This window comes from Nocardioides sp. GCM10023255 (genome assembly GCF_042653125.1).
In the GTDB taxonomy this organism is placed as follows: domain Bacteria; phylum Actinomycetota; class Actinomycetes; order Propionibacteriales; family Nocardioidaceae; genus Nocardioides.
In genome coordinates, this window is the sequence record NZ_JBHSHU010000007.1 from 276,187 (window position 1) to 300,565 (window position 24,379).

Here is a 24,379-nt window from a genome sequence, read left to right on the forward strand (position 1 = left end):
CCACACCCTCGACCTGCGCCCGCTCGGAGGAGCACCCCCGTGAACGAAGTACTCAAGAACGGCTTCGGCCTCTCGTTCGCCGGCACGACCGCACCGGCTGCGCCTGCCCCTGCCCCCGCTGCCCCTGCCGCCGCCCCGGCGGCTGCGCCGGTCGCGGCTCCTGTGGCAGCGCCGGCGCAGACCGCGCCGCAGCCGGTCCAGCACGCGCAGCCGCAGCAGCCGGCGTACGCCCCCCAGACGCCGGCCGCCCACCCCTCCCCGGCCGGCGCGCCGGGCCAGCGCGGGCTGGTGCTCGACGACCTGCTGATCCAGGTGCTGCGCATGAAGGGCTCCGACCTCCACCTGACCTCGAACGCCCCGCCGACCGTGCGTGTGCGAGGCGAGATGGAGGCGATCGAGGGTTTCCCTCCGCTCGACGGCGAGCAGCTGCGCAGCGTGATGTACGGCGTGATGACCGAGCGCCAGCGCAAGGTCTTCGAGGAGGAGCTCGAGCTCGACTTCGCGTACGCGGTCCCCGGCCACGCGCGCTTCCGTGTCAACGTCTTCCAGCAGCGCGAGGCCCTCGGCGCGGTGATGCGCGTGATCCCGTGGGAGATCGTGCCGCTGGAGGACCTGGGCATGCCCGAGGTGCTCGGCACCTTCGCCGGTCTCCCCCGCGGCCTGGTCCTGGTCACCGGCCCCACCGGCTCCGGCAAGTCCACGACGCTCGCGGCGATCATCGACAAGATCAACCGCTCCCGTCGGGGGCACATCATGACCATCGAGGACCCGATCGAGTTCCTGCACGAGCACCGGGGCTGCCTGGTCAACCAGCGCGAGGTCGGTGGCGACACCCACGGGTTCCGTGCCGCCCTCAAGCACGCGCTGCGCCAGGACCCCGACGTGATCCTCGTCGGCGAGCTCCGCGACCTCGAGACGATCTCGGTCGCGCTGACCGCGGCCGAGACCGGCCACCTGGTCCTCGCCACCCTGCACACCCAGTCGGCGCAGGACACGATCACCCGTGTGGTCGACGTGTTCCCCTCCGACCAGCAGCAGCAGGTGCGCACCCAGCTGGCCGCGACGCTCCAGGGCGTCGTCTGCCAGACCCTGGTCAAGACCGCGGACGGCCAGGGCCGGGCCGCCGCCGTCGAGGTGATGGTCTGCAACACCGGCATCCGGGCGATGATCCGCGACGACAAGCTCCAGCAGATCCAGGGCGCCCTGCAGGCCGGCGCCAAGGACGGGATGCAGACGCTGAACGCCCACCTCGCCGCGCTGGTGCGCGCGGGCCGGATCACCTACGCCGCAGGCCTGGAGGCCTGCACGAACCGCGCCGACTTCGACACCCTGGCCGGCTCCTCCGTCCAGCGCGCCGCCCCGAGCTGGCAGTGACCGCCCGCTCGCTCGACCACCGCCCCAGGAGACACCCGTGAGCACCACCGCGACGCAGTACGCCTACAAGGTCCGGGACGCCTCCGGGAAGTTCGCCGAGGGCAAGGTCGAGGCCGCCTCCGAGGCTGCGGTCGCCGACAAGCTCCGGGCGATGGGCTACGTCCCGCTCGAGGTGAAGCCGGCGAACGTCGGCATGCAGCGCGAGATCACCCTCGGTCGCAAGAAGCGGGTCAAGACCAAGGACCTCGCGGTCTTCTCCCGGCAGTTCTCGACGATGATCAACGCCGGCCTGACCATGATCCGGGCGCTGTCGATCATGGCCGACCAGGCGGACAACCCCGAGCTGCGGCGCATCCTGCGCGCGGTCAAGCAGGACGTCGAGGCCGGCCTGAGCCTCTCGGCGTCGTTCGCGAAGTTCCCCGAGTCCTTCCCGCCGCTGATGGTCAACATGACCAAGGCCGGCGAGGCCGGCGGCTTCCTGGACGGCGCGATGCGCCAGATCGCCGACAACTTCGAGGCCGAGGTGAAGCTGCGCGGCAAGATCAAGGCCGCGCTCACCTACCCGGTCGTGGTCTTCGTCCTCGCGATCCTCATGTGCATCGCGATGCTGATCTTCGTGGTCCCGGTCTTCTCGAAGATGTTCGAGGACCTCGGCGGCGAGCTCCCGCTGCCGACCAAGATCCTCGTGATGCTGTCGGGGGCGATGAAGTTCCTGCTGCCGATCGGCGTCGTCTCGTTCATCGGGTTCGTGGCCTGGTGGCGCAAGTTCGGCCGCAGCGAGCGGGTGCGCAACGTCGTCGACCCCCTGAAGCTGCGGCTGCCGGTCTTCGGCAAGCTCTTCCAGAAGCTCGCGCTCACCCGCTTCTCGCGCAACCTCGGCACGCTGCTCTCCTCGGGCGTCCCGATCCTGCAGTCGATCGACATCGTCTCGGAGACCACCGGCTCGATCGTCATCTCCCGGGCGCTCAAGCAGGTCCAGGAGTCCGTACGCCGCGGCGAGAGCGTCGCCGCTCCCCTGGCCGAGCACGAGGTCTTCCCCCCGATGGTGGTGCAGATGATCGCCTCCGGCGAGGAGGCCGGCGCCATCGACCAGATGCTCAACAAGATCGCGGAGTTCTACGACGAGGAGGTCGAGGCGATGACCGAGTCCCTCACCGCCCTCATCGAGCCGCTGATGATTGCGTTCCTCGGTGGCGTCGTCGGGTCGATGATCGTGGCGCTCTACATGCCGATCTTCAAGGTGTTCGACATGATCGGCTGAGCTCCCTGCTCGTCCTGTGAGGGCGGCGGGACGTCATGCGAAGTGAGGGTTAGGGACCTCGATCCGCATGACGTCCCGTCGCCCTTGTCGTTGGTCGGGCCGCACTGCTCGATCACCGGTGGTTGAGAGGCGAAGGCGACGCAGGGTGATGACGCCACGGGCAAGCGAACACCGGCACGGCGCGACCGTCGTCGAGAGTGGCTCTGGACCAACAGCGGCATGCAGGAGCACCTCGGCTCGGCGGTATGCCGGGACGTCATGCGGCCTGCCGCCGGGAATCAGGAGATCCCGCGATCGACCTCGCGGTAGGAGCTGATCCGTACGTCGAGCAGCGCTGGACTGGCGTTGTCGAGGAAGCACTGGTTCAACGAGATGTCCACGTTGCCGACCAGGTTCACCGTGTCGGCGTAGATGGTGCCGAGGAAGTTGGCGGTGCCGTTGGCACGGTAGACCTGGCCGTACGGGGTCCCCGAGGTCAGGAACAGGGAGGCGGCCAGATCGAGGTTGGCGTTGAACTGCACGTTGCCGGACTGCACCACGATGACCAGTGAGCGCGGGGCATTGGGGCAGCCGTTCGTGTTCGGCACCGAGGTCCACTTGGTCGGGTCGAACCTGCTCTCGTCCAACGGGTTCAGGATGATCGTGCGGCCGGTGGTCGGCTGACCAGCGAGGTCGAAGAACATCACCGCGTTGTCCTCGTCAGGGACCGCCCAACCGGAGGCTCCGCCGTAGCTCGCTGTCGTCCAGTAGTTCCCCTGCGCCTGCGCCATGGTTCGGAGCTGGTCGATCTGCGCCTGCGACAGCGCCGGAGTCTTGATCCCGAAGAGCTTGAACAGTGCGTCGTCGTTCTTCAACCACGACCCCTTGACGTCGTTGCTGCCGTCACCGTCGAGGTCCTGCACACCGTAGTAGCCGGGGTACGTCGTCTGCGTGGTGGCGCAGGGCGTGCTGGTCAGGCTGCCGCCGAGCCGGTCCTGGTCGTACGGGTAGTCACCGTTGCAGAAGTTCGGATTCCCGTGCTTGTCCCGGTGGATGAGCTTGTTGTCGGTGTCGGGGCAGTACTGCGGGGCGTTGTTGGCCTCGGTGATGTACTGCGAGCTGTGCACCCCGATGGGGATGCCGTAGGCCAGGTCGATCTCGCCGTTGACCATGGAGATCTGCTTGCGGTTCGACACGCAGCCGGTCGAGAAGATGCTCTCGTGCGTCACCGAGGCGGAGCCACCGCCGCTGATCGAACGCGCGAACACGCCGCGCGGCACCTGGGTGGTGGCCACCGTGACGTCGACGGTCACCTTGCGCGACGCCGCGCCGGAGGCAGTCCCGGTGGAGTGGATCCGGTAGCGACCGGTCGTGTTGGCAGGGTACGCCGCCAACACCTCGATCCACGCCTTGTATGCCTCGCCGGCCGTGCCAGGCAACGTCTCGCTGCTGGGCGTGGTCCTGTTGCCCCAGGCGTTGCTGGTGCAGGACGGCGAGCAGGCCAGGCTGCGAACTCCGTTGTTGCGCAGGTAGTTCATCGCCTGCGAGACCCCGGCGTCCGCAGCGTTCAGCGCCGAGCCGGCCTGCTTGGCACGCCACGACGACTGCAGGTTGTCGATGGTGAGCACCGCGACGGTGGTTGCGAGCGCCGTCACCAACGCCATCACCATCAGCGTGATGATCATCGCCGAACCGCGGTCGTCGCGAGCCGACGCGGGTCTGCGAATCGTCTGGGTCCTCACGGTCAGCTCCTGTTCCGCAGGTCGACCTGGGTGCGGTAGGTCTGGGCACCCTCCACGTCGGCGACCGTCATGGTGATCTCGAGCAGGTCGACGTATGCCAGCTCGGTGCCGTTCGGGGCGCCGTCCTTGTTGCCCACAGCCGAAGCGTCCAGCTCCTGCCAGGTGGTGCTGCCGTTGCCGTCGGCGTCGTACTCCCACCGGCTGCTCTTCAGCCCGACCTCGAACGACGTCACCTTGGCGGCCAACAGCGGTCGGGTCTCCGGATCACTGGCCGTCTGTGCGGTGAGCGAGAGCTTCCGGGTCCCGGCGTTCCATCGATAGGTCAGCACTTCGGGGTCCGTGGCGTTGTTGGTCTGGGCGCCGTCGCCGTTGAAGTCAGTCCAGAACGTGAACGACGTGGTGCCTGGTGCGGCGACCGTCGGCAGTGTGACTGCCTCCAGCCCTGACGACTGGCGCAGCTCACGGGTGATCCGCTCCATCGCGGTGCGGGTTTCCTCCGCCACGCCGGTGCGGTTCCTGGTGCCCTCGGTGACGTCGTTGGTCGACAACGCGAGACCGAGCAGCAGGCTGCCGACAACCGCGAAGAGCGCCATCGCGACCAGCACCTCGACCAGCGTCATGCCCTCGTCGCACGGCTCCTCGACGCACTCGACCGTCGGCGTCATCGCGCGTCCTTCGCCGAGCAGCTCGTGACACCGAGAGTGAGCGACAGCGCGGAGGTGAGATCCACGCCGATGGCGGTCGGGCTCGGGCTGGCACTCATGCTCGGTGAGGGCGACGCGCTCGGAGATGACGAGTCCGTGGCGGTGGGGCCGGCTGACGGGCTAGGACTCGGGCTGGCGCTTGGGGTGGTGCTTGGGCTGGCCGTGACCGTGAGCGGGGTGCTTCCGACGCGCACCGGTTGGCTGATCAGCGTGACCACGCCGGGCAGGTTCACCGCTACCGACCCGGTGCCGGTGGTCTTCTCGACCTCTGCCTGTGTCAGGCCCGACCATGAGTCGACGTAGTCGCCGAGGTAGTGCCCGTCACCGACCAGGGTCGTCGCGAGGTTGATGCTGTCGAGGGGGTCTGGCGATGACGGACTGATGACCTTCCAGCCCGAGTAGCTGTCCGGGCCGTCCGGGAGGTGGTACCTCACCTGCGCCAGGTAGTCGGAAGATCCGGCGGGCACGTGGCCGACACCGTTGACGACGCACCTTGCCTGGGCCGCCTGCAGCTCGATCTGCACCACGCCCTGGGGCGCGAAGGTCGTGGGGAACAGCGCGATGGTGCTCGCCCGTGCTCGCGCACAGCTCTCCACGACGGCTGGCGCCACGGGATCCTTCACCGCGGTGCTGCGCACGTAGCCGCTGGCGGTGACGTACGAGGACGTGCCCGTGGCACCTGCGCCGCAGCTGTTGGTGAGCCCGCTCGGCGTCGCAGTGGCGGTGTCCTGCAGGCGCAGCAGCGGGCCAGCGGCGAGAGCGAGGTCCGTGCGCCGCGAGCTCGCGGGTCCGTTGTCGAAGCCCAGGCCGTTGTTGACCTTGTCGGTGACCAGCGACTGCATGGGTGCCGACCAGGAGCCCACGTTGGGCAAGCCGTTCTGGGAGGTGACGCCGCCGTTGTCGAGGCGGGTGGAGCCCCAGCAGACGAGCCCGCAGCCAGAGGTGAGGTCGCCCGGGGGGCTCATCGTGGATCCCGCGGTGACCACCGGCGGCACGGCAAGCGTCGTCGAGGTCCCCCCACCTTGGGCGCCGCTGGCGACACCCCCGGACGTGGTGGCGATGGTCGCGCCGGCAGTGCTGGCGTAGGTCAGTGCTCCGGTCAGGTGCAGGATCCCGGAGTCGAGGGTGACCGCGCCGTCGCTCGCGGTCTCGCTGCCGACCTCGACGACCGTCGCGTCCGCGCTCACCTTGATCTGGTCGGGGGCGGTGGGCTGGTCGGCGATGCGTGTATACGTCGAGACGGGCCGCAACGTCTGCCGGTCCGAGTAGAGGACGGTGACCGTCACGCCGATCTGCATGGCGGCGGGGCTGTCGTTACCGGTGCTCTGGGTGTTGTAGCCGCTCGGCGGCGAGACCGGCAGGGGCGGCGTCGCACCAGACAGGAACTGGGTGGTGACCACGACCGTGAACCCGTTCTGGGGCGCGCTCACGGTCCGGTACATCGCGCCGGTCGCCGGCTCGTAGTCGCAACGGGCGGTGTTGGTCGAGCCGACGTACCCGGTCCATGACGTCAGCGGCGGCCGGTAGCCGCCACTACTGGTACAGGTCGCGGCGACGGCCGGAGCGGTTCGGTTCGTGTAGTAGTAGTCGAGGACGTCGAGGAAGTCACCGGAGTCCTTGGCCACGTGGTACGGCAGGTTCCGCATCCGCTCCAGCTGGCCCTGCGCGACGCCCTTGGCCTGGGTGATGAGTCGCGAGGTGCTGGTGGACTTGATGCCGACGACCAGCTGCGGCAGCAGCGCCGACATCACCACCGTGATGATGCCCAGCGCCACGATGATCTCGATCAGGGTGAAGCCACTGTCGGCGCGGTCGGGCTCCCGACGGTGCGGCTCGTGACCGAGCTCCCGCGACTCAGTCGAGGGAGACACGACCGGTCAGTCCCTCCACCTCGAGCGTGTACACCTTCGATGACCCCTGACGGGTCACGGTGACCGAGCCGGGGCTCGCGGTCCCACGCGCAAAGAAGGTCACCCCGCCAGTCGAGTCGGTGAAGCTCGGCGAGCCGATTCCGACCCGGGAACCGTTGACCTGAAAGGGACCGTTGACCTTGGTCTTGGCGGTGTCATCGCACGCGCCGCGGTAGAGCGTGTAGCGGGCCGGCGATGACGTGAACTTCACGCACATCGCCCGTCCCTCGGTGACCGCACGCTGCTGCGCCTGGCGCATCAGCGACTGGATCTCGCGCGCGGTCCCGGACTGCTCGCTGGCCGCGGCCCAGCGGTCGTAGCCCGCGACAGCGATCGCCATCATCGCCCCCATGAGCACGATGGTGACCAGCACCTCGATCAGCGTGTAACCGCTGTCCCGTGCGGGCTGCGACACCGGTTTCCTCCGAGCACGCGTACGACGGGCGCTCGCCGTCGAGCGCCCCTTGCACCCATGACTTCGGTTTGCACCGTGGGGAACTTGAGGACTCGGGTCCGGCAATCCACCACGCCGCGAGAACTCTCAACTTTTTCTCAAACGGCTCTAAAGGTGGCCGCTCCCCTCACCGAAGTTGGGGATGACAGACGCGCCAAGACCCCCGGGCACAAGCCGGTGCGGAACCGCGCTCGACACCGCACGACTCCCAGGAGAACTCATGCTTGCTCGACTGCAGAAGTCCATGAAGGAGAAGGACCAGGGCTTCACCCTGATCGAGCTCCTCGTGGTCATCATCATCATCGGCATCCTCGCCGCGATCGCCATCCCGGTCTTCCTCAACCAGCGCCAGAAGGGCGTTGACGCCGGCATCAAGTCGGACCTGAAGAATGCCGCTACGGTTGCCGCGACCATCGCGACCGACGACGCGACCAGCACCACCGCTTACTCCGACACGGCACTCGAGGCCGCCGGCTGGAAGCACAACGAGGACAGTGTCTTCACGGTCTCGGGCGACCCGGCCAGTGGCGACTTCTGCATCTCCGGCTACAACACCGCGGGCTCCGCCGACGCAGCGGACAACGAGTGGAAGTACGAGGAGAACAACGGAGGACTCCAGCCCACCGCGGGCGGCGGCTGCTGATCGAACCTGATTCTCTGCGCAGGGGGCGGCACTCATCCGAGTGCTGCCCCCAGTCGCTACCCTCCGATCCTTCACTGAGGAGAAGGTCATGAGTGGACCACTGCGGCTCTTCAGCCTCCGCGGCCTGGCACTCGTGGTCGCGCTCGCCGCCGGCGTGCTCGCGGTCGACGCGGGCTCGGTGTTCCTGACCAGGATCTCGGAGCCCGACGACGTACGCACCGCCGGCTACGCCGCGGCGGCAGTGGCAGCCAAGGGGCCGACCACGCGCGAGACCGCGGTCAGCGCGCTCGCGGCGGCGCGGCAGGACGCCACCGTCAACGGGATCACGGTGTCCGGCCAGACGTTCACGATCTACCCCGACGGCCGGGTGACCCTGACCGGCACCAAGACGGCGCGCACCTTCCTGATGCACCGGCTGAGCTTCCTCAGCGGCTTCGCGAAGGTGCGGACCACCGTGACGGTGGAGCCGCTCCCCTACTCCCTCCACACCCCCACCGCTTTCTCGAGGAGCTGGTCCGCATGACGATCGCCGCCGAACGCCCGGCCCAGGTGCTCGCCCCCGACACCGCCCAGGAGACCCTGCGCGAGATGGCCGCAGTGATCCGCACCGTCTTCGGCGTGGGCCTGCAGGCGTCCCGCCGTTCCGCAGCTGCTGCCGCGGCCGCCCCCGAGCTCGACGCCGCCCCCGTTGCCGCCCCGGCTGCGGCGGTGCCGGCGGAGCCGCACCAGGTCCCCGTCCCGAGCGCCCCCCTGCCGCCCACCTCCGCCCCCGTGGCGAGCATCCCGGTGGAAGGCATCCCGGTCGAAGGCCTGCCGGTCGAAGGCGTCCCGGTCCCTCGCACCCCGGCCGCGGAGACGCCCGTGCCCGACGCCCCCGTCACGGGCATCCCGGCCGGCACCATCCCGGTGGCCGGCATCGCCGTCCCGAGCATCCCGCTGCCCGAGGTGCCCGTGGAGGCGCAGGCCGTGGCGGTCGCCGAGCCCGTCGTCGTCGAGCCCGCGACCATCGCGCCCACCCCGCTCGCCATCGACCCCGACGCCCTCCACGTCACCGCCCTCTCCCACGAGCGGCGCACCGCGCTGCTGCAGGAGATCGCGTTCCTCGACGACTGACCCACCGCACCATCCCAGGAAGGACACCATGGCCATCGGCCGCGCCCGCGCACGCGTCGTACTCCGGACGACGCTGCTCGCCGCCCTCGCCCTGGCGCTCCTCCCCTCCCCCTCGACCGCGGCAACGGGAAGCGCCTCCGAGGTGACCGCGCCCGCGCGCACCGTCGAGATCCAGCGACGCGTGCAGGACACCTACGCCGCGTACGCCGCGGCCCGCGAGCGGGTCTCGGCGCTGAGCGCCCAGGCCGAGCGGCTCTCCGGCAACGCCGAGAAGGCAGCCGACGTCGCAGCCGAGCTGCGCGCCAAGGTCGCCGGCGACGGGGGTGGGGTGCTGCACACGCTCGGCAACCTGATCACCCCCGGCGAGTCCGACGTGGACCGGGCGGCCGAGGCCGCGGCCGACGCCGAGTCGGCCCGCCAGCTGGCCGAGATGGTGCAGGGCGCCCTCGACGACGCCATCACCACGGCCGAGCGCGACCGGCTGGCCTGGGAGAAGGCGCAGCGCAAGCAGGAGCGCATCGAGGCCACCTGGTCGGCGCGGCAGGTCGTGGACGCCGCGATCCGTCGCTCGCAGTTCCAGGCGTCGTACGCCGTCACCGACCGCGCGCAGGACCGGCGCAACCGCCTCGCCCTCAGGTCGTGGGAGCACTACCTGCGCGGTGTCGGCTCCGCCGCCGTCGTCCCGCCCCCGGCCGAGGAGCTGGCCGACCCCGGGCGCCTCGCCGCCCCGCTCGAGCCCGTCCGCGTCACCAGCCACCGTCCCGTCCCGGGCGTCGCCCAGGCGAGGACGCCCGACGGTCGCCCGGTCACCGTCGTCCCCGCCGAGACCGTGCGTGCCGTCTCGGAGGCCTTCCACCGGGTGGGCCTGCCGACCGTGCCCGACGGCGTCGACGCCACGACGTACGCCTGCGGCGGCCTGCTCGCCAACGCCTGGGGCACCTCGGTGACCCTGCCCGCCGACGTCACCGGGCAGTGGGAGGACCTGCGCGCGGTCCCCCTCGCCTCGATCCAGGTCGGCGACGTGGTCGTCCTCGGCGGCCGGCAGGACGGGCTGGAGCAGACCGCCGTCTACGTGGGCCTCGGGCGGATGATCGTCGCCGACCCGGCCACCGGCACCGCCGCGGTCCAGCCGCTGCCGGCGCGCGTCCTCGGCGTACGCCGTGCCACCGTCGAGCAGTCCGGCGACAACCCGGCGCCGCCGTCCGGCGGGGTGTGCGGCCCGGCCGCACCCGCGCCGGTGGTCGACGGGTCCGGCCCGTTCCGGATCCCGATGGCCGCGGGCTCCTACCGGCTCTCGGCCGGGTTCGGCGACGACGGCGGGCTCTGGTCGTCCGGCGAGCACACCGGCCAGGACCTCGCGGCACCCACCGGCACGCCGGTCGTGGCTGCCGGCGCCGGGACCGTGACCATCGAGCACCCCGACTGGGCCGGCAACCTCGTCCGGATCGACCACGGCGGGGGCGTGGAGACGCTCTACGCCCACCTGTCCCGGGTCGACGTGACCGACGGCCAGACCCTGGCCGCCGGCGACCCGGTCGGCCTCGTGGGCTCGAAGGGCAACACGACCGGGCCCCACCTGCACTTCGAGGTCCGGCTCGACGGCATCGCCGTCGACCCGACCCAGGTGCTCGACCTGCCCGAGGCGCCGCGACCGACGTACCCCAACGGCGAGGTCCCCGACAGCGCGCTCTGCACCGCGACCTCCGACGGCGGCCAGCTGCTGCGCTGCGACGCGGCCGTCGCGTACCGCCTGATGGGTGCGGCGTTCGCGGAGGACAACGGCGCGGAGCTGTGCATCACCGACTCCTACCGCTCCCGCGACGGCCAGGAGCGCGTGCACGTGCTCAAGCCGAACCTCACCGCCACCCCCGGCACGTCGGTGCACGGCTGGGGGCTCGCGGTCGACCTGTGCGGGGGCATCGAGAGCTTCGACAGCGCCGAGCACGCGTGGATGCTGGCGCACGGGCCGGCCTTCGGGTGGCGCCACCCGTCCTGGGCCGAGCCGGGCGGCAGCCGGCCGGAGCCGTGGCACTTCGAGTACGCGGGCTGATCATTCGGTTAGCCTGACCCCGGGGCAACGGGCCGACCGACGGTCGCGACCCTCGGGGAGGGCGACGTGGACACGGCGGACAACTCGGTCGACCTGCTGTGGCAGCGCTTCAAGGAGTCCGGCGACAAGGACGCCCGTGACCGCCTGGTCCTGCAGTACTCCCCCCTGGTGAAGTACGTCGCCGGCCGCGTGCGCTCCGGACTGCCCTCGTCCGTGGACCAGAACGATCTCGTCTCCGATGGCGTCATCGGGCTGATGGACGCCATCGACAAGTTCGACCCCGACCGCGGCCTGCAGTTCCAGACGTACGCCGTCTCCCGCATCCGCGGCGCGATCGTCGACGGGCTGCGGGCCGGCGACTGGGTCCCCCGCTCGGTGCGCGAGAAGATCCGCGACATCGACGCCGCCCAGGCCCGGCTGGAGCGCAAGCTCGGCCGCGCCCCCAAGGACCCGGAGGTGGCTGCCGAGCTCGACATCACGGTCGCCGAGCTGCGGGCGATGTACGCCCAGACCGCCAACACCAGTGTCGTCAGCTTCGAGGCCGCCACGCTCGACGACGAGGACACGCCGCGCGCCGCGGTCGACCTGCCCGGCGCCGACGACGACATCCCGCCCGGTTTCCTCGCGGCCGTGCGCGAGCTGCCGCAGCGCGACCAGATCGTGGTCGCGCTCTACTACTGGGACCGGCTGACCCTCGCCGAGATCGGACAGGTGCTCGGAGTGACCGAGTCGCGGGTCAGCCAGCTGCACAGCCGCGCCACGATGACGCTGCGACGCAAGCTGCTCGAAGCCGCTCACTGAGAGCTGGTCAGTCCCGACGGGCCACGAACACCAGCTCGCGGCCCGGCCGGTCCGGGGCGTCGCGCACGTCCACGACCACGAAGCCGGCGGCGGTCAGCGCGCTCACCATCTCGTGCTGCCCGCGGAAGCGCAGCGTCGAGTCCGACGTCAGCACGGCCCCGTCGGAGTCGAACACGGTGGTCCAGCGGAACGACACCAGGTCACCGCTCACGTCGGTGACCTCGCACCACGTCTCGACACCACCGACGCCCGGGACGTCGGCCCGCGCCCGGGTCAGCTCGGGCGTCCACTCCTCCCAGGCGCGGCGCTCGGGCACACGGGTCTCGAGGACCAGGTGGCCACCGGGCCGGAGGGCGGCGCGTACGCCGGCGAGCGTGGCCGCGAGGTCGTCGTCGGTCAGGAACACCTGCGCGACGTTGGCGGTCATGGTCGCCAGGTCGACCTTTATCGGCGGGAGGGTGGTGGCGTCGCCGTGCAGCCAGGTGACCCGCTCCGCGTGGCGCTTGCGGCGGGCCACGTCCAGGGAGGCGCCGGCCGGGTCGACTCCGGTCACCTCGAGCCCGCGACCCGCGAGCAGGCACGCGAACGTGCCGGTCCCGCAGCCGACGTCGAGGACCCGGCGGGCGCCGAGCTCGCCGGCGATCGCGGCGTACACCTCGAGGTCGCTGCGGTCGGGGTCGAACGGGTCGTAGACCTCCGCGAGGCGGCGGTCGCTGAAGATCGGGTCGGCCATCGAGCCGACCCTAGGGGGTCGGAGCACGATCGAGTGGGCGGTGAGCAGGCCACCGATCACGCGGCGGAAACGGTGGCTGACTCACCGCCAGCCACCGGACCCGGACCCGGACTCAAACAGGGATGGCTCAGGCCGCGCGCAGCGCACCCAGCTTCGCCACCAGCCGGCGCAGCGGGGTGTCCGGGCGCTCCGGGCGGCGGATCGGCAGCAGGTCGGTGCGTCCCTCGCGCTCGGCGATCATCCGGATGGCGTCGCTGTCGTAGCCGGCCGCGAGCTCCTCGGCGCGGGTCAGGTCGTTCTCGGCGACGGCGGCGTTGATGGCGTCGACGTAGGAGGCGTGCAGGGTGTTCAGGTCATCGATCAGGCGGGTCATGCGTCTCCTCGGGAGAGTGGGGGCTTCCACTCTCTCCAACACATGTTTCGTCGTGATTGATCCGATGTTGCGCCCGGTGTGACCAGCATCAAGTCAGTGGTGCGGGCGCGGCAGCCTCAGCGTCGCCACCACGCCGGCGTGGTCGGAGGGCCACAGCGGCGGCGTCGTGTCGATCACCTCGTCGTCCACGACGTGCGCGGACAGCGACCGCACCCACCCGTGGGCCAGCACCAGGTCGATCCGGGTCTTCAGCTGGGACGTGGGGTTGCTCAGCGTGCCGTTCTGGCAGCACGTCAGCCCCGGGTCGTCGCCGTTGACGTTCCAGGCGTCGTGGAACCACCGCTTGGTGAGCAGGGAGTACGTCGCGGTCGGCGTGCTGGTCGTGGCCGGGTCGGCGGGCGAGTTGAAGTCGCCGACCGCGATGACCGGGCGCCACACGTGCGCGGGCCCCCTGAGGAACTCCCGGGCCTGCGCCTCCTGCACGGGGGCGAACTGCTCGATCTCCAGGTGCGTGGTCAGGAAGCGGAAGCGGGTGCCGAAGTACGACGCGTCGATCGCGGCCCACCCGCGGGCGAACGAGACCGGCACCGACTCCGGCGGGGTGAACTCCAGCTGGGTCTTGTAGTCACCGCTGCGCGAGTGCCGCACGTACAGGTGGCGGGTGTCCCGGTTCACCAGGATCACGTCGCGGTCCTGCAGCGTCACCACGCACTGCGGCGTGGTCGGCGACGTCGGCACCCCGCACCCGAAGGTCGGGGACACCAGCGGCGCCGGCCCGATGTCGGCGTTCCTCGACACCGCGGCGACGCGGTAGTGCAGGCCGCGCTCGGCCAGCGCCGCCCGCAGGATCTTCAGGAAGTCGTAGCTGGGCGGGTTCGCCCCGGCGACCAGCGGCTGGGCGATCCACTTGGTGACCTCCTGCAGCCCGACCAGGTCGGGGTCCTCGGCGGCCACCGTGTCGGCGATGGCCTGCGCCCGCTTCGGGAAGTCGGTGGCCACCGCGGTGCCGTAGATCTGCGCCACGGCGGTCACGAACTCCGTCGGCGTGGTCGCGCTCAGCGCCGGGTCGAGCGGCGAGCCGAGGTAGAGGTTCTGGGTCATGACCGTGAGCTGGCGGTGGGGGCGGTGGTGCGCCGGCTGGGCCCCCGCGCTCCCGGCGGAGCCGAGTCCGGCTCCCGCGACGACGAGGGTGAGCAGCGTGGCGACCGCCAGGCGCGCCCGGTAGCGGAAGGTCATGGTTCATCTCCTGGGTCGGGGGGCGTGTCCACCCTGTGCAGATGTCCGGGGCGGGCACATCGCCCCTTTCGGGGAGTCAGGACCCGTGCGGGGTCGCCTCGAGGTAGCGCTGCAGCCCGCCGAGGGTGCTCTCCACCAGCCCGTTGATGACGCGGCGGCGCAGGAAGCCCGGCAGTGGCAGGTTGTGGTGGATGGTCAGCTCGTAGGTGACCTCGGTCCGGCCCGGGTCGAGCTCGTCGAGGGTGTAGCAGCCCTCCTGCCCGGTCTGCAGCTTCCCCTCGACCATCGTCCAGCTCATCGTGGTGTCGGTGTGCTCGTAGCTCAGCGTGTACTCGTCGGTGCCGACCGTGGCCGAGGCCTTGAACCGGGCCGTCGCCGGCAGCTCGTCGTCCTCGTAGACCTCGAGCAGCTCGGCCTCCAGGATCTCGGGGATCCAGTCGGCCTGCGACTCGACGTCGCGGATCGTGGCGAGCACCTCCGCGAACGGCGCCTTCACCACGACCGACCGGGTGGCGGAGTCAGTCGGCACGCCGCTCACCGCCGTCGTACCCGAGCCGGAGCAGCGTGGTCAGCTCCTCCAGCAGCGGCATCCGCGGGTTGGTGCGGTTGCTCAGGTCGGAGAACGCGGTCATCACCAGGTCCGGCAGCGCGGCCTCGAACTCATCCTCGGGGATCCCCAGCGCCCGCATCGAGCGCGGCATCTCCAGCCCGTCCAGCAGGTCCTCCACCCCCTGGAACAGCCGCCGCCTGCTCTCCTCGGGCTCGCGGCCGCCGAAGACCACCCGGCCGAGCTGGGCGTACTTCTCCGGGGCGACGTACGCCGAGTAGCCCGGCGCGGGCATGAACTTGCTCGGCAGCCCGGCGTTGTAGCGCAGCACGTGCGGGAGGAAGAGCCCGTTGGCACGACCGTGCGCGATCCCGAACCGCGCCCCGACCGCGTGCGCGAGGGCGTGGTTGGTGCCGACGAACGCGTTCGAGAACGCCAACCCGGCCAGGGTGGCCGCGTTGGCCATGTCGGTGCGGGCCGCGAGGTCGCCCGGGTCGTCGTGCACCCGGGGCAGCGCGTCGAAGATCAGCCGGGCGGCCTGCACGCAGAAGGCGTCCGTGTACGGCGAGGCGAAGATCGAGACCGCGGCCTCGAGGGCGTGGGTCAGCGCGTCGATCCCGCTGTCGACGGTGACCGACATCGGCATGCTCAGGGTCAGCAGCGGGTCGACGATCGCGACGTCGGGGACGAGGCAGTAGTCGACGAGCGTCTCCTTGTGCTCCCCCACCGTGATCACCGCGGCCGGCGAGACCTCCGAGCCGGTGCCGGAGGTGGTGGGGATCGCCACCAGCTGCACCGTGTGCGCGTCGCGCGGGTAGTCGGCCACCCGCTTGCGGGGGTCGAGGAACGGCAGGGTGAGGTCGTCGAGCGTCTTCTCCGGGTGCTCGTAGAACAGCCGCATCGCCTTCGCGGCGTCCATCACCGAGCCACCGCCGACCGCGACGAGCAGGTCGGGGCGGGCCCGGTCCAGCAGCGCGACGCCGGCCTTGATGATCGCCTCGGTGGGCTCGGGCTCGACCTCGCTGAACACCTGCACGTGCCGGGTGCGCAGCTTGCCCCGGAGCAGCTCGACCACGCCCCGGCGCTCGCTGTCGGCGTCGGTGACGATGACCGCGGTCTCGCACTCGAGGTCGCGCAGGTTCTCCAGCGCGCCGGCGTTGAAGTAGGTGTTGGCGGGCACCCGGAACCACTGCGGCGGGGTGCGCCGGTGGGAGACGGTCTTGATGTTGAGCAGCTGGAGGTAGTTGACGTTCTCGGTCGTCGTCGAGCCGCCCCAGGTGCCGCAGCCGAGGGAGAACGTCGGGGTCAGGTTGTTGTAGACCCCACCGAGCGCGCCCACGGCCGTCGGGGCGTTGACCAGGATCCGGCCGGTGCGCACGGCCTTCGCGTAGGCGTCCACCACCGACTCGTCGTTGGCGTACACCGCCGAGGTGTGGCCGAGGCCGCCGTGCTCGGTGACCAGCACCGCGGCCGCGATGCCGTGCTCGACGCTCGGCGAGCTGACCAGGCCCAGCACCGGCATCAGCTTCTCCTGCACCAGCGGGTGCGCGGCGAGCTGGTCGAGGTCGGAGGGCAGCGGCGCCAGCAGGATCTTGGTCCCGGGCGGCACCTGCAGCCCCGCGCGGGAGGCCAGCGACGGCGCGAGCTGGCCGAGCGCGGCCATGTTGACCTTGTCGCCGATGCCGGTCTCGCAGCCGAACGCGAACTGCACCAGCGCGTCCGCCTCGACCTCGGTGAGCAGGTGCGCGCCCATCCGGCGGAACTCGGCGAGCACGTCGTCGTACACCGCCTCGTCGACGATGCAGGTCTGCTCGGCCGGGCAGATGACCGAGGCGTCGAACGTCTTGGAGATCAGGATGTCGACGACCGCGCCACGGACGTCGGCGGTGCGGTGCAGGTAGATCGGGGCGTTCCCGGGGCCGACGCTCAGCGCCGGCTTCCCGGCGGCGTTGGCCAGCGCCACGATCTTCGGGCCACCGGTGACCCAGATGAAGTCGACGCCCGGGTGCTTGAAGAGGTGGTGGGTGACCTCGTGCGCGGCGTCCGGGATGACCTGCAGCGCGCCCGGGGGCAGGCCCGCCGCCTCCGCCGCCTCCCGGAGGATCTCGACCGCCCGCTCGCAGCAGCGGATGGCGTACGGCGAGGGCCGGAACAGGATCGCGTTGCGGGTCTTGGCGGCAACGATCGCCTTGTAGAGCACGGTCGAGGTCGGGTTGGTCACCGGCGTGATCGCCAGGACCACCCCGATCGGCTCGGCGACCCGGACGATGTTGCGCTCGACGTCCTCGTCGATCACCCCCACCGACCGCTTGCCGCGCAGGTAGTCGGAGAGGAACTCGGTGGCCACGTAGTTCTTGACCACCTTGTCCTCGAAGACGCCGAACCCGGTCTCCTCGATGGCCACCTGCGCCAGCTCGGCGGCGGCTCTCACGCCCGCGCGCACCATCGCGTCGACGATCGCGTCGACCTGCTCCTGGTCGAGCTCGCGGAACAGCTCGGCCGCGTGCTCTGCGGTGGCGACGAGCGCGTCCACCTCGGAGAGGCGGGCGTCATCGGGCGGCGGCGGATGAGGAGCCGTCGCGGCGGACGTGGTGGCGGGTACGTCGGTCTGGGTCATGGAGGCACTCCCGGGGGTCACTTCCACCCTGTGCACCGGGGCGGGCGGTCGACAGGGACGTTGGGCCCTAACCCGGGGGCGCGGGTCACTCGCACCGTGGAGGCGAGGGGGAATCCACATGGACCGACCTGCTCCGACCCGTCACTCCCCGACCACGACGACCACGTGGCCCGGGAGCTCCCTGAGCCCCTGGTGGTGGTTCGCCGGCACGGCCGCGCTGCTGTTCCTCGTCCCTGTCGTCGGGAGCGACCTGATCGGGCTGCAGCGCGACCTCTACCACCTCGTCTACTTCACGATCGCCCTCGGGTGGTTCCTCGCCTTCCTGGCGGCGAAGGGCCCCGAACTGCGCGACCTCTGGGGCACGCGACTGCGCAGCAGCCTGGTCGTGGGTGCGGTCGTGGCGCTCCTCCTCGTGGGTGTGGTGCTGCGGGGCGAGGGCACGGACCGCCCGGACGGCTGGCGGCTGGCCTTCGAGGTGCTGTGGCGCGGGCTCGTGTACGGCGCCGTGGACGCGCTGAGCCTGTTCGTCCTCCCCGCGGCGATCGCCTTCCTGGTCATGCACGGTGACCGCACCGGTCGCCGGCGCACCCTGGGCTTCGCGGGACTGGCGCTGGCGCTCTCGATGCTGGTCTCGGCCGTCTACCACCTCGGCTACCCCGAGTATCGCGACTCCGACCTGCGCTCGCCGGAGATCGGGACGGTGCTGGCGAACCTGCCCACGGTCCTCACCGGGAACCCGGTCGGCGCCCTGGTGGCACATCCCGCCGGCCACGTCACTGCGGTGGTCCACCAGAACGAGGGCGGCGAGACCAAGATGCTGCCCCCGGAGGTCACCTCCGGGTATCCCGACCGCGGCAGCTCCGACGTCGCCACCGTCCTGGCCGTCGCCTGGATGGTGCTGGTGGGTGGAGGCGCAGCCGTCCTGCTCCGGCGTCGCCGGACCGTTCCGGGTCGCGGCTCGACCGGGCCGCGCTGAGGGCCCGGCCGCCCCGCGGCGGCACCGGTCAGCGCCTCCCGGCCGCCACGTGCTCGGCGGCGAGGAACGCCAGGCCCAGCGCCGGCAGCAGGCCGTTGCCGGCGAGGTAGCCGCTGGCACCGTGCCCGGAGATGCCGGCCGCCGCCCCGCCCGAGGCGTAGAGGCCGGTCACCGGCTCCCCGCTCCCGGTCAGCACGCGGGCGTGCTCGTCGACGACCAGCCCGCCCTGGGTGTGGAAGAGGGCGGGCGCCACCGGGATCGCCCGGTACGGCGCCTTCAGCGGCGCCCCCCACCCGGTCCGGCCGAACGGGTCGTCCGCGCGCCCCTCGGCGCTTTCCCGCGCCAGCTCGAAGGTGCGGCCGAGCTCACCGGCGTCGACCCCCGTCGCCGCGGCCAGCTCCTCGACGGTCCCGGCGGTGCGCACCACGCCCGAGTCGACCGTGGCCCGGTAGTCCTCGAACGCCAGGCACGCCTCGTGGACCCGCTCGTCCAGGACGATCCAGCCCTTGCCGCCGGGCTGGGCCGCCAGCTGCGCGGCGTACTCGGAGTATCCGGTGGTCTCGTCCCCGAAGCGGCGCCCGTGCTGGTCCACCAGGAAGCCGCCGTGCATGACCGTGGCCCAGCCCGCGAGCGTCGCCGCCGGGGTGAGGGCGGCGTGCCCCTGGTAGGCGTCGAGGAAGGCGGTGGCCGCCCCCAGCCGCGCACCGATCGCGAGCGCGTCCCCGGTCGACCCCTCGCTGCCGTGGTACGTCGCTCCGGCGATCTCGGGCAGGTGCTCGGCCACCAGGTCGGTGTCGGCACCGAAGCCGTTGGTCGCCAGCACCACCGCCCGGGTGGGGATCCGCTCCTCGCCGTGGGGCGTCTCGACGACGACCTCCTCGACGCCGCCCTCGCCGACCACGACGTCGGTCAGCCGGGCCGGCACCATCAGGTCGACCAGGTCGCTCTCGCGCACCGCACGCACGATGTCGCGCAGCATGGCCTCCCCGGCCCGGCCCGGGACGGTGTGGCACCGGAAGCGCGAGTGCCCGGGGTAGGGGAAGTCGGTGACCAGCGAGAGCGGCAGGCCGACGTCGTCGGCGAGCCACTCGACCAGCCGGGCGCTCACCCCGGCGAGGGCGGCGGCGAGGCGCTCGTCGGCCTCCCCGTGGGTCTTCGCGCGGATGTCGGCGACGAAGGTCTCGGGCGAGTCCTCGATCCCGGCCTCGCGCTGCCAGCGGGTGCCGGCGCCCGGCACCATCGCGGTCGACATGGCGGTGTTGTTGCCCCGGGCGAAGTGCTCGTTGCGCTCCACGACCAGCACCGAGAGCCCGAGCGAGGCGGCGCGCAGGGCGCCCACCAGCCCGCCGCCGGCACCGGCGACGACGAGGTCGGGGCCCTCCTGCTCCGCGCTCACCGCGCGGCCCCCGTCGCCTCGCCGCGCAGCCCGAGGAGGGCCAGGGCGGTCCGCGTCGGGTCCAGCAGGTACGGCGCCCGCGCGCCGGCGGTCACGTCGACGGCCGAGCAGGCGTTGAGCACGAAGTCGCACTCGAGGTCGCGCACGTGCTCCTCCACTGCGGCCCCCCAGGTGGCGTCGTCGGCGATGTCGTCGACCGTGAGGTCGAGCACCCCCGTCGGGGCGACCTGCGGGACGGCGTACTCCCCCAGCTTGCGGTCGAGCTCGGCCGCGATGGCCTTGTTGCGGGCCACGGCGCCGAGCCGGGCCCCCTGCCCGGCGACGAACGCCGAGGCCAGCCGTCCCAGGCCGAAGACCGGTCGCGGCAGGCCGTGGTCGAGCCCGCTGACCGGGTCCAGCACGCAGTCGGGGAGGTAGCCGTCCCACCCAGTGGGCTCGACCTCGCGGTAGCGCGCGAGGAGCGCCTCCTCGCTGGCCCGGATGTCGTCGTCGGTCTCCAGGGCGGCCGGGACGCCGGACGCCGGCCCGAGGTTCTCCAGCGCGACCGTGACCCTGGCCGGGGACAGCTCGTCGTAGCGACGCTGCCGTCGCGCGAGCTCCTCCTCGCTCACCCAGATCGGCGTGATCGCCAGCAGGCGGATGGTCACTCGTCCCCTCCTGTCGTCGGTCCCGTGCCCGGCTCGAGGCCGAGGGCGCGGGGGTCGTTCGGGTGCTCGGCCAGGGCGTGCACCTCGATGTCCATCCACGGGTACAGCGGCAGCGAGCTCAGCGCCGCGTGCAGCTCGGTCGCGTCGGCGACGTCGTACAGGCTCCAGTTGGCCCACCGTCCCGGGATCCGCCAGAGCCGGCGCAGCTGGCCGTTCGCCGCGAGCTCCTGCCCGCGCTCGAGCTCGCGGGCGAAGACCTCCGCGCGCTGCTCCTCGGGCGCCTCGGGCGGCCACACGATCTCGATGTGGACCAGGAACTCCGCCATCAGACCCCCAGGTAGGCCTCGCGCACCCGGGGGTCCTCGGCGAGCTCGGCGCCGGTCCCCTCCAGCACGATCGACCCGCTCTCGATGACGTAGGCACGGTCGGAGATCGCCAGGGCCTGCGAGGCGTTCTGCTCCACGATCAGCACGGTCACGCCGGTGTCGCGGATCCGGGTGATGGCCCCGAGCACCTGGGAGACGAGGTTGGGCGCCAGCCCGATCGAGGGCTCGTCGAGGGTCAGGCAGGTGGGCCGGGCCATCATCGCCCGGCCGATCGCCAGCATCTGCTGCTGGCCGCCGGACATCGTGTTGGCGCGCTGGGTGCGCCGGGTGGCCAGGATCGGGAAGAGGTCGTAGACCTCGTCGAGGGAGGCTCGGACCGTGGAGCGCGGCTGGGTGTAGGCGCCCATCTCGAGGTTCTCCGAGACCTGCAGGTCCCCGAAGAGCGCCCGGTCCTGGGCGACGTGGACCAGTCCGGAGCGCACGACCTGGTGCGCCCGCATCCGGTGGACGTCCTTGCCGTCGAAGACGATCCGCCCGCCGGTCGTGCTGACCAGTCCGTGGATCGCGCGCAGCGTCGTGGTCTTGCCGGCGCCGTTGGCCCCGATCAGCGAGACGATCTCGCCCTTGTCCACGTGCATGGAGAGCCCGTGGAGGATCTCGAGCCGGCGGTAGCCGGCGTGCAGGTCCTGCAGCTCGAGGATCATGCGTAGTCCTCTCCGAGGTAGGCCTCGACCACGCGCGGGTCGGCGACGACCTCGCGCGGGTCGCCGAGCGCGAGCTCGCGTCCCTCCGCCATCACCAGCAGGCGCTGGGACAGCGCCATGACGGCGGCCATGATGTGCTCGACGAACATGACGGTGACGCCGTCGGCGTGGATCTCGCGCAGCAGCTCGATGATCGGCGTCCGCTCGGCCGGGACCAGCCCCGCCAGCACCTCGTCGAGCAGCAGCAGCCGCGGCTCCAGGGCCAGGGCGCGGGCCAGCTCGAGCCGCTTGAGCCCCGCGGTCGGCAGGCTGCCGGAGGGTGCGTGCACGTAGCGCTCGAGCTGGACCCGGTCGATGACCTCCAGCGCGTACCGGCGCGCGGCCTTGCGCGAACGGCGCCGGTGGTGCGCCGCGATGGCGACGTTGTCCAGCACGCTCATCGACTCGAAGGGGCGCATCAGCTGGAAGGTGCGCACCAGCCCGGCGTCCGCGATCCTCGCCGGCGACCAGCCGGTGATGTCCTTGCCGTCGAACACGACCCGGCCGCGGGTGGGCGGGAGCTGGCCGGCCAGCAGCGAGAACAGCGTGGTCTTGCCGGCGCCGTTGGGCCCGATGATGCCGAGGAACTCGTGCTCGGGCACCTCGACGTCGACGGAGCTCACGGCCGTCAGGCCGGCGAAGGACTTGGTGAGGTCTTCGACCTGGAGCAGGCTCATGGGCGGAACCGATCACGCAGGGTGCCGTAGATGCCCTTGGGCATGAACAGCACGATGAGGATGAGCAGGACGGCGTACACCGCGACGTCGAGGCCGGTCACGCCCTGCAGGAAGGACAGGAAGGCCGGGGGCTCGCGCAGCACGTTGGCGATCCACTCCGAGAGCGGCCCGACCACCAGCGCGCCGACGACCGGCCCGAACACGGTGCCGATGCCACCGATCACCGCCGGCACGATCGCGTTCACCGAGACCGCCGACCCGAAGGCCTGCTCGGGGCCGACGAAGAAGTAGTACTGCGTGTAGAAGGCGCCGGCCAACGAGGTGAACCCACAGCTGAGGGCGACCGTGACCAGCCGCACCCGCATCACCTTGATGCCCAGCGACGCGGCGGCGATCTCGTCGTCGCGGACGGCCTGGACGTACTGCCCGGTCCGGGACGAGACGAACGCGACGGTGCCGAACAGACCGACGGCCAGGATCGCCAGCGGGATCCAGTAGTAGTTGTGGCTGCCCTGCTCGAACTGCATCATCCACCAGGAGTTCTCGGTGAGCAGCGGGACGTTGAAGCCCTCGGTACGCCGCAGGAAGTCGATGTTCTGCACGGCCAGCAGGAACACCTCGGCGAAGGCGAAGGTCGCCAGCGCGAAGTAGGCGCCCGCCAGCCGGTAGCGCAGGCAGAGGAACGCGATGATCGTGCCCGCCGCCGCGGAGATGGCCGCGCCGACCAGCATCGCGATCCACGGCGAAGTTCCGTGCTCGACCAGCAGGTAGGCGTCGGTGTAGGCGCCGATGCCGAAGAACGCGGCGTGACCGAAGCTGAACATGCCGCCGTAGCCGCTCATCAGGTTCCAGCCCACGGCCATGATCGCGAAGATCAGGGTGCGGACCGCGACCGTCTCGGTCTGCTCGTCGATGAGGAGCGGCAGCACGGCGGCGACGGCGACCAGCACGGCCAGCGCCAGGTAGGTGCGGGCCGTGGACCGGTCCTCGAGCCGGGGGTCGTCGGCGCGGACCGGCTGGGGGCGCTCGGTGGTGAGTGCGGTCATTGCTTGACTCCGAACATGCCTTGCGGGCGGAAGAACAGGACGAGCACGAAGACCGCGAAGACCAGGATCAGCGAGCCGGTCCCCGGCAGGTAGAGCGCGCCCACGGTCTGCACCAGCCCGATCACCAGGCCGCCGACCACGGCGCCGGTGACGCTGCCCAGGCCGCCGAGCACGACGATCACGAACGCCAGGATCGTGAACTGCTCCCCGACCGTCGGGGTGAGGCTCAGGAACGGCACCATGAGCCCACCGGCCACGGCCACGCAGGCCGAGCCGATGCCGAAGGTCATCGCGTAGATCCGGCGCACGTCGATGCCGACCAGCGACGCGCCCTGGGTGTTGGCCGAGACCGCGCGGATCGAGAGGCCGAAGGACGTGCCACGCAGGATCAGGGTCAGCGCGCCGGCGACGAGCAGCGCACCCACGAACGCGATCAGGCGCTCCCAGGAGACGATCGCGTCGAAGACGTGGATGGACCCGTCGACGGAGCTGGGCACCCGCTTGGGCCGACCGCCGAAGATCATCAGCAGCACGTTGACGATCAGCAGCGAGAGGCCCAGCGTCACCAGGAGCGGCCCCTCCTCGTTGCCGGCCATCGTCAGCTTGTTCAGCAGCGCGGCCTGGACGACCACGCCGAACAGGAACATCACCGGGATCGCCAGCAGCGTGGCGACGTACACGGGGATGCCGGCGGCGGTGACCATCTCGTAGACGAGGTACATCGCCAGCGTGAGCATGGCGCCCTGGGCGAAGTTGACGATGCCCAGCACCCCGAAGATCAGGGTGAGCCCGACGGAGACCAGCGCGTAGACACCGCCGAGCAGCAGGCCGGTGGCGATCGACTGGGTGACCAGCCCGGACTCCTTGCCACCCAGCGTGTAGACGAGCACCAGGCCGACGACGACTGCAGCGGCGATGCCGAGCGGTAGCAGGGGTACGCCGCCGCGCGCGCGAGGCTCCGTCTCGTGCTCCGGCCCGTGCTCCGGCTGGTGCACCGGTGGGGAGGTGGTGGTGTCGGTCATGGCTGTCCG

24 protein-coding genes are annotated in these 24,379 nt (G+C 71.4%); 8 read left to right on the plus strand and 16 right to left on the minus strand.

What is annotated here, in order from left to right; all coding sequences use genetic code 11:
- Positions 1 to 39: 39 nt before the first annotated feature.
- Both ACFO9I_RS13495 and ACFO9I_RS13500 read left to right on the plus strand, forming a co-directional pair.
- The gene (locus ACFO9I_RS13495; protein WP_379181639.1) at positions 40 to 1,374 is read left to right on the plus strand and encodes a type IV pilus twitching motility protein PilT; all 1,335 of its coding nucleotides are present in this window, start codon (positions 40 to 42) and stop codon (positions 1,372 to 1,374) included.
- A 37-nt stretch (positions 1,375 to 1,411) separates the two neighbouring features.
- The gene (locus ACFO9I_RS13500) at positions 1,412 to 2,635 is read left to right on the plus strand and encodes a type II secretion system F family protein (protein WP_379181641.1); all 1,224 of its coding nucleotides are present in this window, start codon (positions 1,412 to 1,414) and stop codon (positions 2,633 to 2,635) included.
- A gap of 278 nt (positions 2,636 to 2,913) precedes the next feature.
- Here the strand turns inward: ACFO9I_RS13500 and ACFO9I_RS13505 are convergent, their stop codons facing one another.
- Genes ACFO9I_RS13505 through ACFO9I_RS13520 form a run of 4 tightly spaced genes read right to left on the minus strand, consistent with a single transcriptional unit; the run spans position 2,914 to position 7,385 of the window.
- On the minus strand, positions 2,914 to 4,356 hold the full coding sequence (locus tag ACFO9I_RS13505) for a pilus assembly PilX family protein (RefSeq protein ID WP_379181643.1): 1,443 nt from the start codon (positions 4,354 to 4,356) through the stop codon (positions 2,914 to 2,916).
- Between the two features lie 2 nt (positions 4,357 to 4,358).
- A complete protein-coding gene (locus tag ACFO9I_RS13510) occupies positions 4,359 to 5,021 on the minus strand; it encodes a PulJ/GspJ family protein (protein ID WP_379181644.1) in 663 nt (220 codons plus the stop codon).
- Positions 5,018 to 6,931, minus strand: coding sequence for a prepilin-type N-terminal cleavage/methylation domain-containing protein (locus ACFO9I_RS13515; RefSeq protein ID WP_379181646.1), 1,914 nt, complete (start codon positions 6,929 to 6,931; stop codon positions 5,018 to 5,020). The genes ACFO9I_RS13510 and ACFO9I_RS13515 overlap by 4 nt, the downstream gene beginning before the upstream one ends.
- On the minus strand, positions 6,915 to 7,385 hold the full coding sequence (locus ACFO9I_RS13520) for a GspH/FimT family pseudopilin (RefSeq protein WP_379181648.1): 471 nt from the start codon (positions 7,383 to 7,385) through the stop codon (positions 6,915 to 6,917). The genes ACFO9I_RS13515 and ACFO9I_RS13520 overlap by 17 nt, the downstream gene beginning before the upstream one ends.
- Before the next feature lie 259 nt (positions 7,386 to 7,644).
- Here ACFO9I_RS13520 and ACFO9I_RS13525 point away from each other — a divergent pair, with 259 nt between their 5' ends.
- The 5 genes from ACFO9I_RS13525 to ACFO9I_RS13545 all read left to right on the plus strand — a co-directional run bounded on the left by ACFO9I_RS13525 (position 7,645) and on the right by ACFO9I_RS13545 (position 12,031).
- The gene (locus tag ACFO9I_RS13525; RefSeq protein WP_379181650.1) at positions 7,645 to 8,067 is read left to right on the plus strand and encodes a prepilin-type N-terminal cleavage/methylation domain-containing protein; all 423 of its coding nucleotides are present in this window, start codon (positions 7,645 to 7,647) and stop codon (positions 8,065 to 8,067) included.
- Positions 8,068 to 8,155: 88 nt separating this feature from the next.
- Positions 8,156 to 8,590, plus strand: coding sequence for a hypothetical protein (locus ACFO9I_RS13530; protein WP_379181652.1), 435 nt, complete (start codon positions 8,156 to 8,158; stop codon positions 8,588 to 8,590).
- Positions 8,587 to 9,180: a hypothetical protein gene (locus ACFO9I_RS13535; RefSeq protein ID WP_379181654.1), complete on the plus strand. Its 594-nt coding sequence runs from the start codon at positions 8,587 to 8,589 to the stop codon at positions 9,178 to 9,180. The genes ACFO9I_RS13530 and ACFO9I_RS13535 overlap by 4 nt, the downstream gene beginning before the upstream one ends.
- Before the next feature lie 28 nt (positions 9,181 to 9,208).
- Positions 9,209 to 11,230, plus strand: a complete 2,022-nt coding sequence (locus ACFO9I_RS13540) for a peptidoglycan DD-metalloendopeptidase family protein (protein WP_379181656.1) — start codon at positions 9,209 to 9,211, stop codon at positions 11,228 to 11,230.
- A gap of 66 nt (positions 11,231 to 11,296) precedes the next feature.
- Positions 11,297 to 12,031: a FliA/WhiG family RNA polymerase sigma factor gene (locus ACFO9I_RS13545; protein ID WP_379181657.1), complete on the plus strand. Its 735-nt coding sequence runs from the start codon at positions 11,297 to 11,299 to the stop codon at positions 12,029 to 12,031.
- A gap of 7 nt (positions 12,032 to 12,038) precedes the next feature.
- On the opposite strand, the gene ACFO9I_RS13550 is transcribed toward ACFO9I_RS13545, so the two are convergent.
- The 5 genes from ACFO9I_RS13550 to adhE form a co-directional block, all read right to left on the minus strand.
- A complete protein-coding gene (locus ACFO9I_RS13550) occupies positions 12,039 to 12,764 on the minus strand; it encodes a class I SAM-dependent methyltransferase (RefSeq protein WP_379181659.1) in 726 nt (241 codons plus the stop codon).
- A 127-nt stretch (positions 12,765 to 12,891) separates the two neighbouring features.
- The gene (locus ACFO9I_RS13555) at positions 12,892 to 13,137 is read right to left on the minus strand and encodes a hypothetical protein (RefSeq protein ID WP_379181661.1); all 246 of its coding nucleotides are present in this window, start codon (positions 13,135 to 13,137) and stop codon (positions 12,892 to 12,894) included.
- 93 nt (positions 13,138 to 13,230) lie between these two features.
- On the minus strand, positions 13,231 to 14,373 hold the full coding sequence (locus ACFO9I_RS13560) for an endonuclease/exonuclease/phosphatase family protein (protein WP_379181663.1): 1,143 nt from the start codon (positions 14,371 to 14,373) through the stop codon (positions 13,231 to 13,233).
- A gap of 76 nt (positions 14,374 to 14,449) precedes the next feature.
- Positions 14,450 to 14,902, minus strand: a complete 453-nt coding sequence (locus tag ACFO9I_RS13565; protein ID WP_379181665.1) for an SRPBCC family protein — start codon at positions 14,900 to 14,902, stop codon at positions 14,450 to 14,452.
- Positions 14,892 to 17,537 carry a bifunctional acetaldehyde-CoA/alcohol dehydrogenase gene (adhE, locus tag ACFO9I_RS13570; protein WP_379181667.1) on the minus strand — a complete coding sequence of 882 codons (2,646 nt, stop codon included), beginning with the start codon at positions 17,535 to 17,537 and terminating at the stop codon, positions 14,892 to 14,894. Before adhE ends, ACFO9I_RS13565 begins: the two co-directional genes overlap by 11 nt.
- Positions 17,538 to 17,655: 118 nt before the next feature.
- Between adhE and ACFO9I_RS13575 the strand changes: the two genes are divergently transcribed.
- Positions 17,656 to 18,513, plus strand: coding sequence for a hypothetical protein (locus ACFO9I_RS13575; RefSeq protein WP_379181669.1), 858 nt, complete (start codon positions 17,656 to 17,658; stop codon positions 18,511 to 18,513).
- A 28-nt stretch (positions 18,514 to 18,541) separates the two neighbouring features.
- Here ACFO9I_RS13575 and ACFO9I_RS13580 read toward each other — a convergent pair whose 3' ends face one another.
- The 7 genes from ACFO9I_RS13580 to ACFO9I_RS13610 are packed head-to-tail and all read right to left on the minus strand — an operon-like array spanning position 18,542 to position 24,370.
- A complete protein-coding gene (locus ACFO9I_RS13580; protein WP_379181671.1) occupies positions 18,542 to 19,909 on the minus strand; it encodes an FAD-binding protein in 1,368 nt (455 codons plus the stop codon).
- Entirely contained in the window at positions 19,906 to 20,556 is a 651-nt protein-coding gene (locus ACFO9I_RS13585) for a hypothetical protein (RefSeq protein ID WP_379181673.1), read from the minus strand. The genes ACFO9I_RS13580 and ACFO9I_RS13585 overlap by 4 nt, the downstream gene beginning before the upstream one ends.
- The gene (locus ACFO9I_RS13590; protein WP_379181675.1) at positions 20,553 to 20,882 is read right to left on the minus strand and encodes a muconolactone Delta-isomerase; all 330 of its coding nucleotides are present in this window, start codon (positions 20,880 to 20,882) and stop codon (positions 20,553 to 20,555) included. The genes ACFO9I_RS13585 and ACFO9I_RS13590 overlap by 4 nt, the downstream gene beginning before the upstream one ends.
- Positions 20,882 to 21,586, minus strand: coding sequence for an ABC transporter ATP-binding protein (locus ACFO9I_RS13595; protein ID WP_379181677.1), 705 nt, complete (start codon positions 21,584 to 21,586; stop codon positions 20,882 to 20,884). The genes ACFO9I_RS13590 and ACFO9I_RS13595 overlap by 1 nt, the downstream gene beginning before the upstream one ends.
- Positions 21,583 to 22,302: an ABC transporter ATP-binding protein gene (locus ACFO9I_RS13600; protein WP_379181679.1), complete on the minus strand. Its 720-nt coding sequence runs from the start codon at positions 22,300 to 22,302 to the stop codon at positions 21,583 to 21,585. The genes ACFO9I_RS13595 and ACFO9I_RS13600 overlap by 4 nt, the downstream gene beginning before the upstream one ends.
- A complete protein-coding gene (locus ACFO9I_RS13605) occupies positions 22,299 to 23,348 on the minus strand; it encodes a branched-chain amino acid ABC transporter permease (protein ID WP_379181681.1) in 1,050 nt (349 codons plus the stop codon). The genes ACFO9I_RS13600 and ACFO9I_RS13605 overlap by 4 nt, the downstream gene beginning before the upstream one ends.
- Positions 23,345 to 24,370 (minus strand): branched-chain amino acid ABC transporter permease, encoded by a 1,026-nt coding sequence (locus ACFO9I_RS13610; RefSeq protein ID WP_379181683.1) that lies wholly within the window; start codon positions 24,368 to 24,370, stop codon positions 23,345 to 23,347. Before ACFO9I_RS13610 ends, ACFO9I_RS13605 begins: the two co-directional genes overlap by 4 nt.
- Positions 24,371 to 24,379: the final 9 nt, after the last annotated feature.

What these genes read in the sequence shown, in the direction of transcription:
- ACFO9I_RS13510 (WP_379181644.1), bottom strand. Translation starts at nt 5,021, where the DNA reads ATGACGCCGACGGTCGAGTGCGTCGAGGAGCCGTGCGACGAGGGCATG.
- ACFO9I_RS13525 (WP_379181650.1), top strand. Translation starts at nt 7,645, where the DNA reads ATGCTTGCTCGACTGCAGAAGTCCATGAAGGAGAAGGACCAGGGCTTC.
- ACFO9I_RS13530 (WP_379181652.1), top strand. Translation starts at nt 8,156, where the DNA reads ATGAGTGGACCACTGCGGCTCTTCAGCCTCCGCGGCCTGGCACTCGTG.
- ACFO9I_RS13535 (WP_379181654.1), top strand. Translation starts at nt 8,587, where the DNA reads ATGACGATCGCCGCCGAACGCCCGGCCCAGGTGCTCGCCCCCGACACC.
- ACFO9I_RS13540 (WP_379181656.1), top strand. Translation starts at nt 9,209, where the DNA reads ATGGCCATCGGCCGCGCCCGCGCACGCGTCGTACTCCGGACGACGCTG.
- ACFO9I_RS13550 (WP_379181659.1), bottom strand. Translation starts at nt 12,764, where the DNA reads ATGGCCGACCCGATCTTCAGCGACCGCCGCCTCGCGGAGGTCTACGAC.
- ACFO9I_RS13555 (WP_379181661.1), bottom strand. Translation starts at nt 13,137, where the DNA reads ATGACCCGCCTGATCGATGACCTGAACACCCTGCACGCCTCCTACGTC.
- ACFO9I_RS13560 (WP_379181663.1), bottom strand. Translation starts at nt 14,373, where the DNA reads ATGACCTTCCGCTACCGGGCGCGCCTGGCGGTCGCCACGCTGCTCACC.
- adhE (WP_379181667.1), bottom strand. Translation starts at nt 17,537, where the DNA reads ATGACCCAGACCGACGTACCCGCCACCACGTCCGCCGCGACGGCTCCT.
- ACFO9I_RS13575 (WP_379181669.1), top strand. Translation starts at nt 17,656, where the DNA reads ATGGACCGACCTGCTCCGACCCGTCACTCCCCGACCACGACGACCACG.
- ACFO9I_RS13590 (WP_379181675.1), bottom strand. Translation starts at nt 20,882, where the DNA reads ATGGCGGAGTTCCTGGTCCACATCGAGATCGTGTGGCCGCCCGAGGCG.
- ACFO9I_RS13595 (WP_379181677.1), bottom strand. Translation starts at nt 21,586, where the DNA reads ATGATCCTCGAGCTGCAGGACCTGCACGCCGGCTACCGCCGGCTCGAG.
- ACFO9I_RS13600 (WP_379181679.1), bottom strand. Translation starts at nt 22,302, where the DNA reads ATGAGCCTGCTCCAGGTCGAAGACCTCACCAAGTCCTTCGCCGGCCTG.
- ACFO9I_RS13605 (WP_379181681.1), bottom strand. Translation starts at nt 23,348, where the DNA reads ATGACCGCACTCACCACCGAGCGCCCCCAGCCGGTCCGCGCCGACGAC.
- ACFO9I_RS13610 (WP_379181683.1), bottom strand. Translation starts at nt 24,370, where the DNA reads ATGACCGACACCACCACCTCCCCACCGGTGCACCAGCCGGAGCACGGG.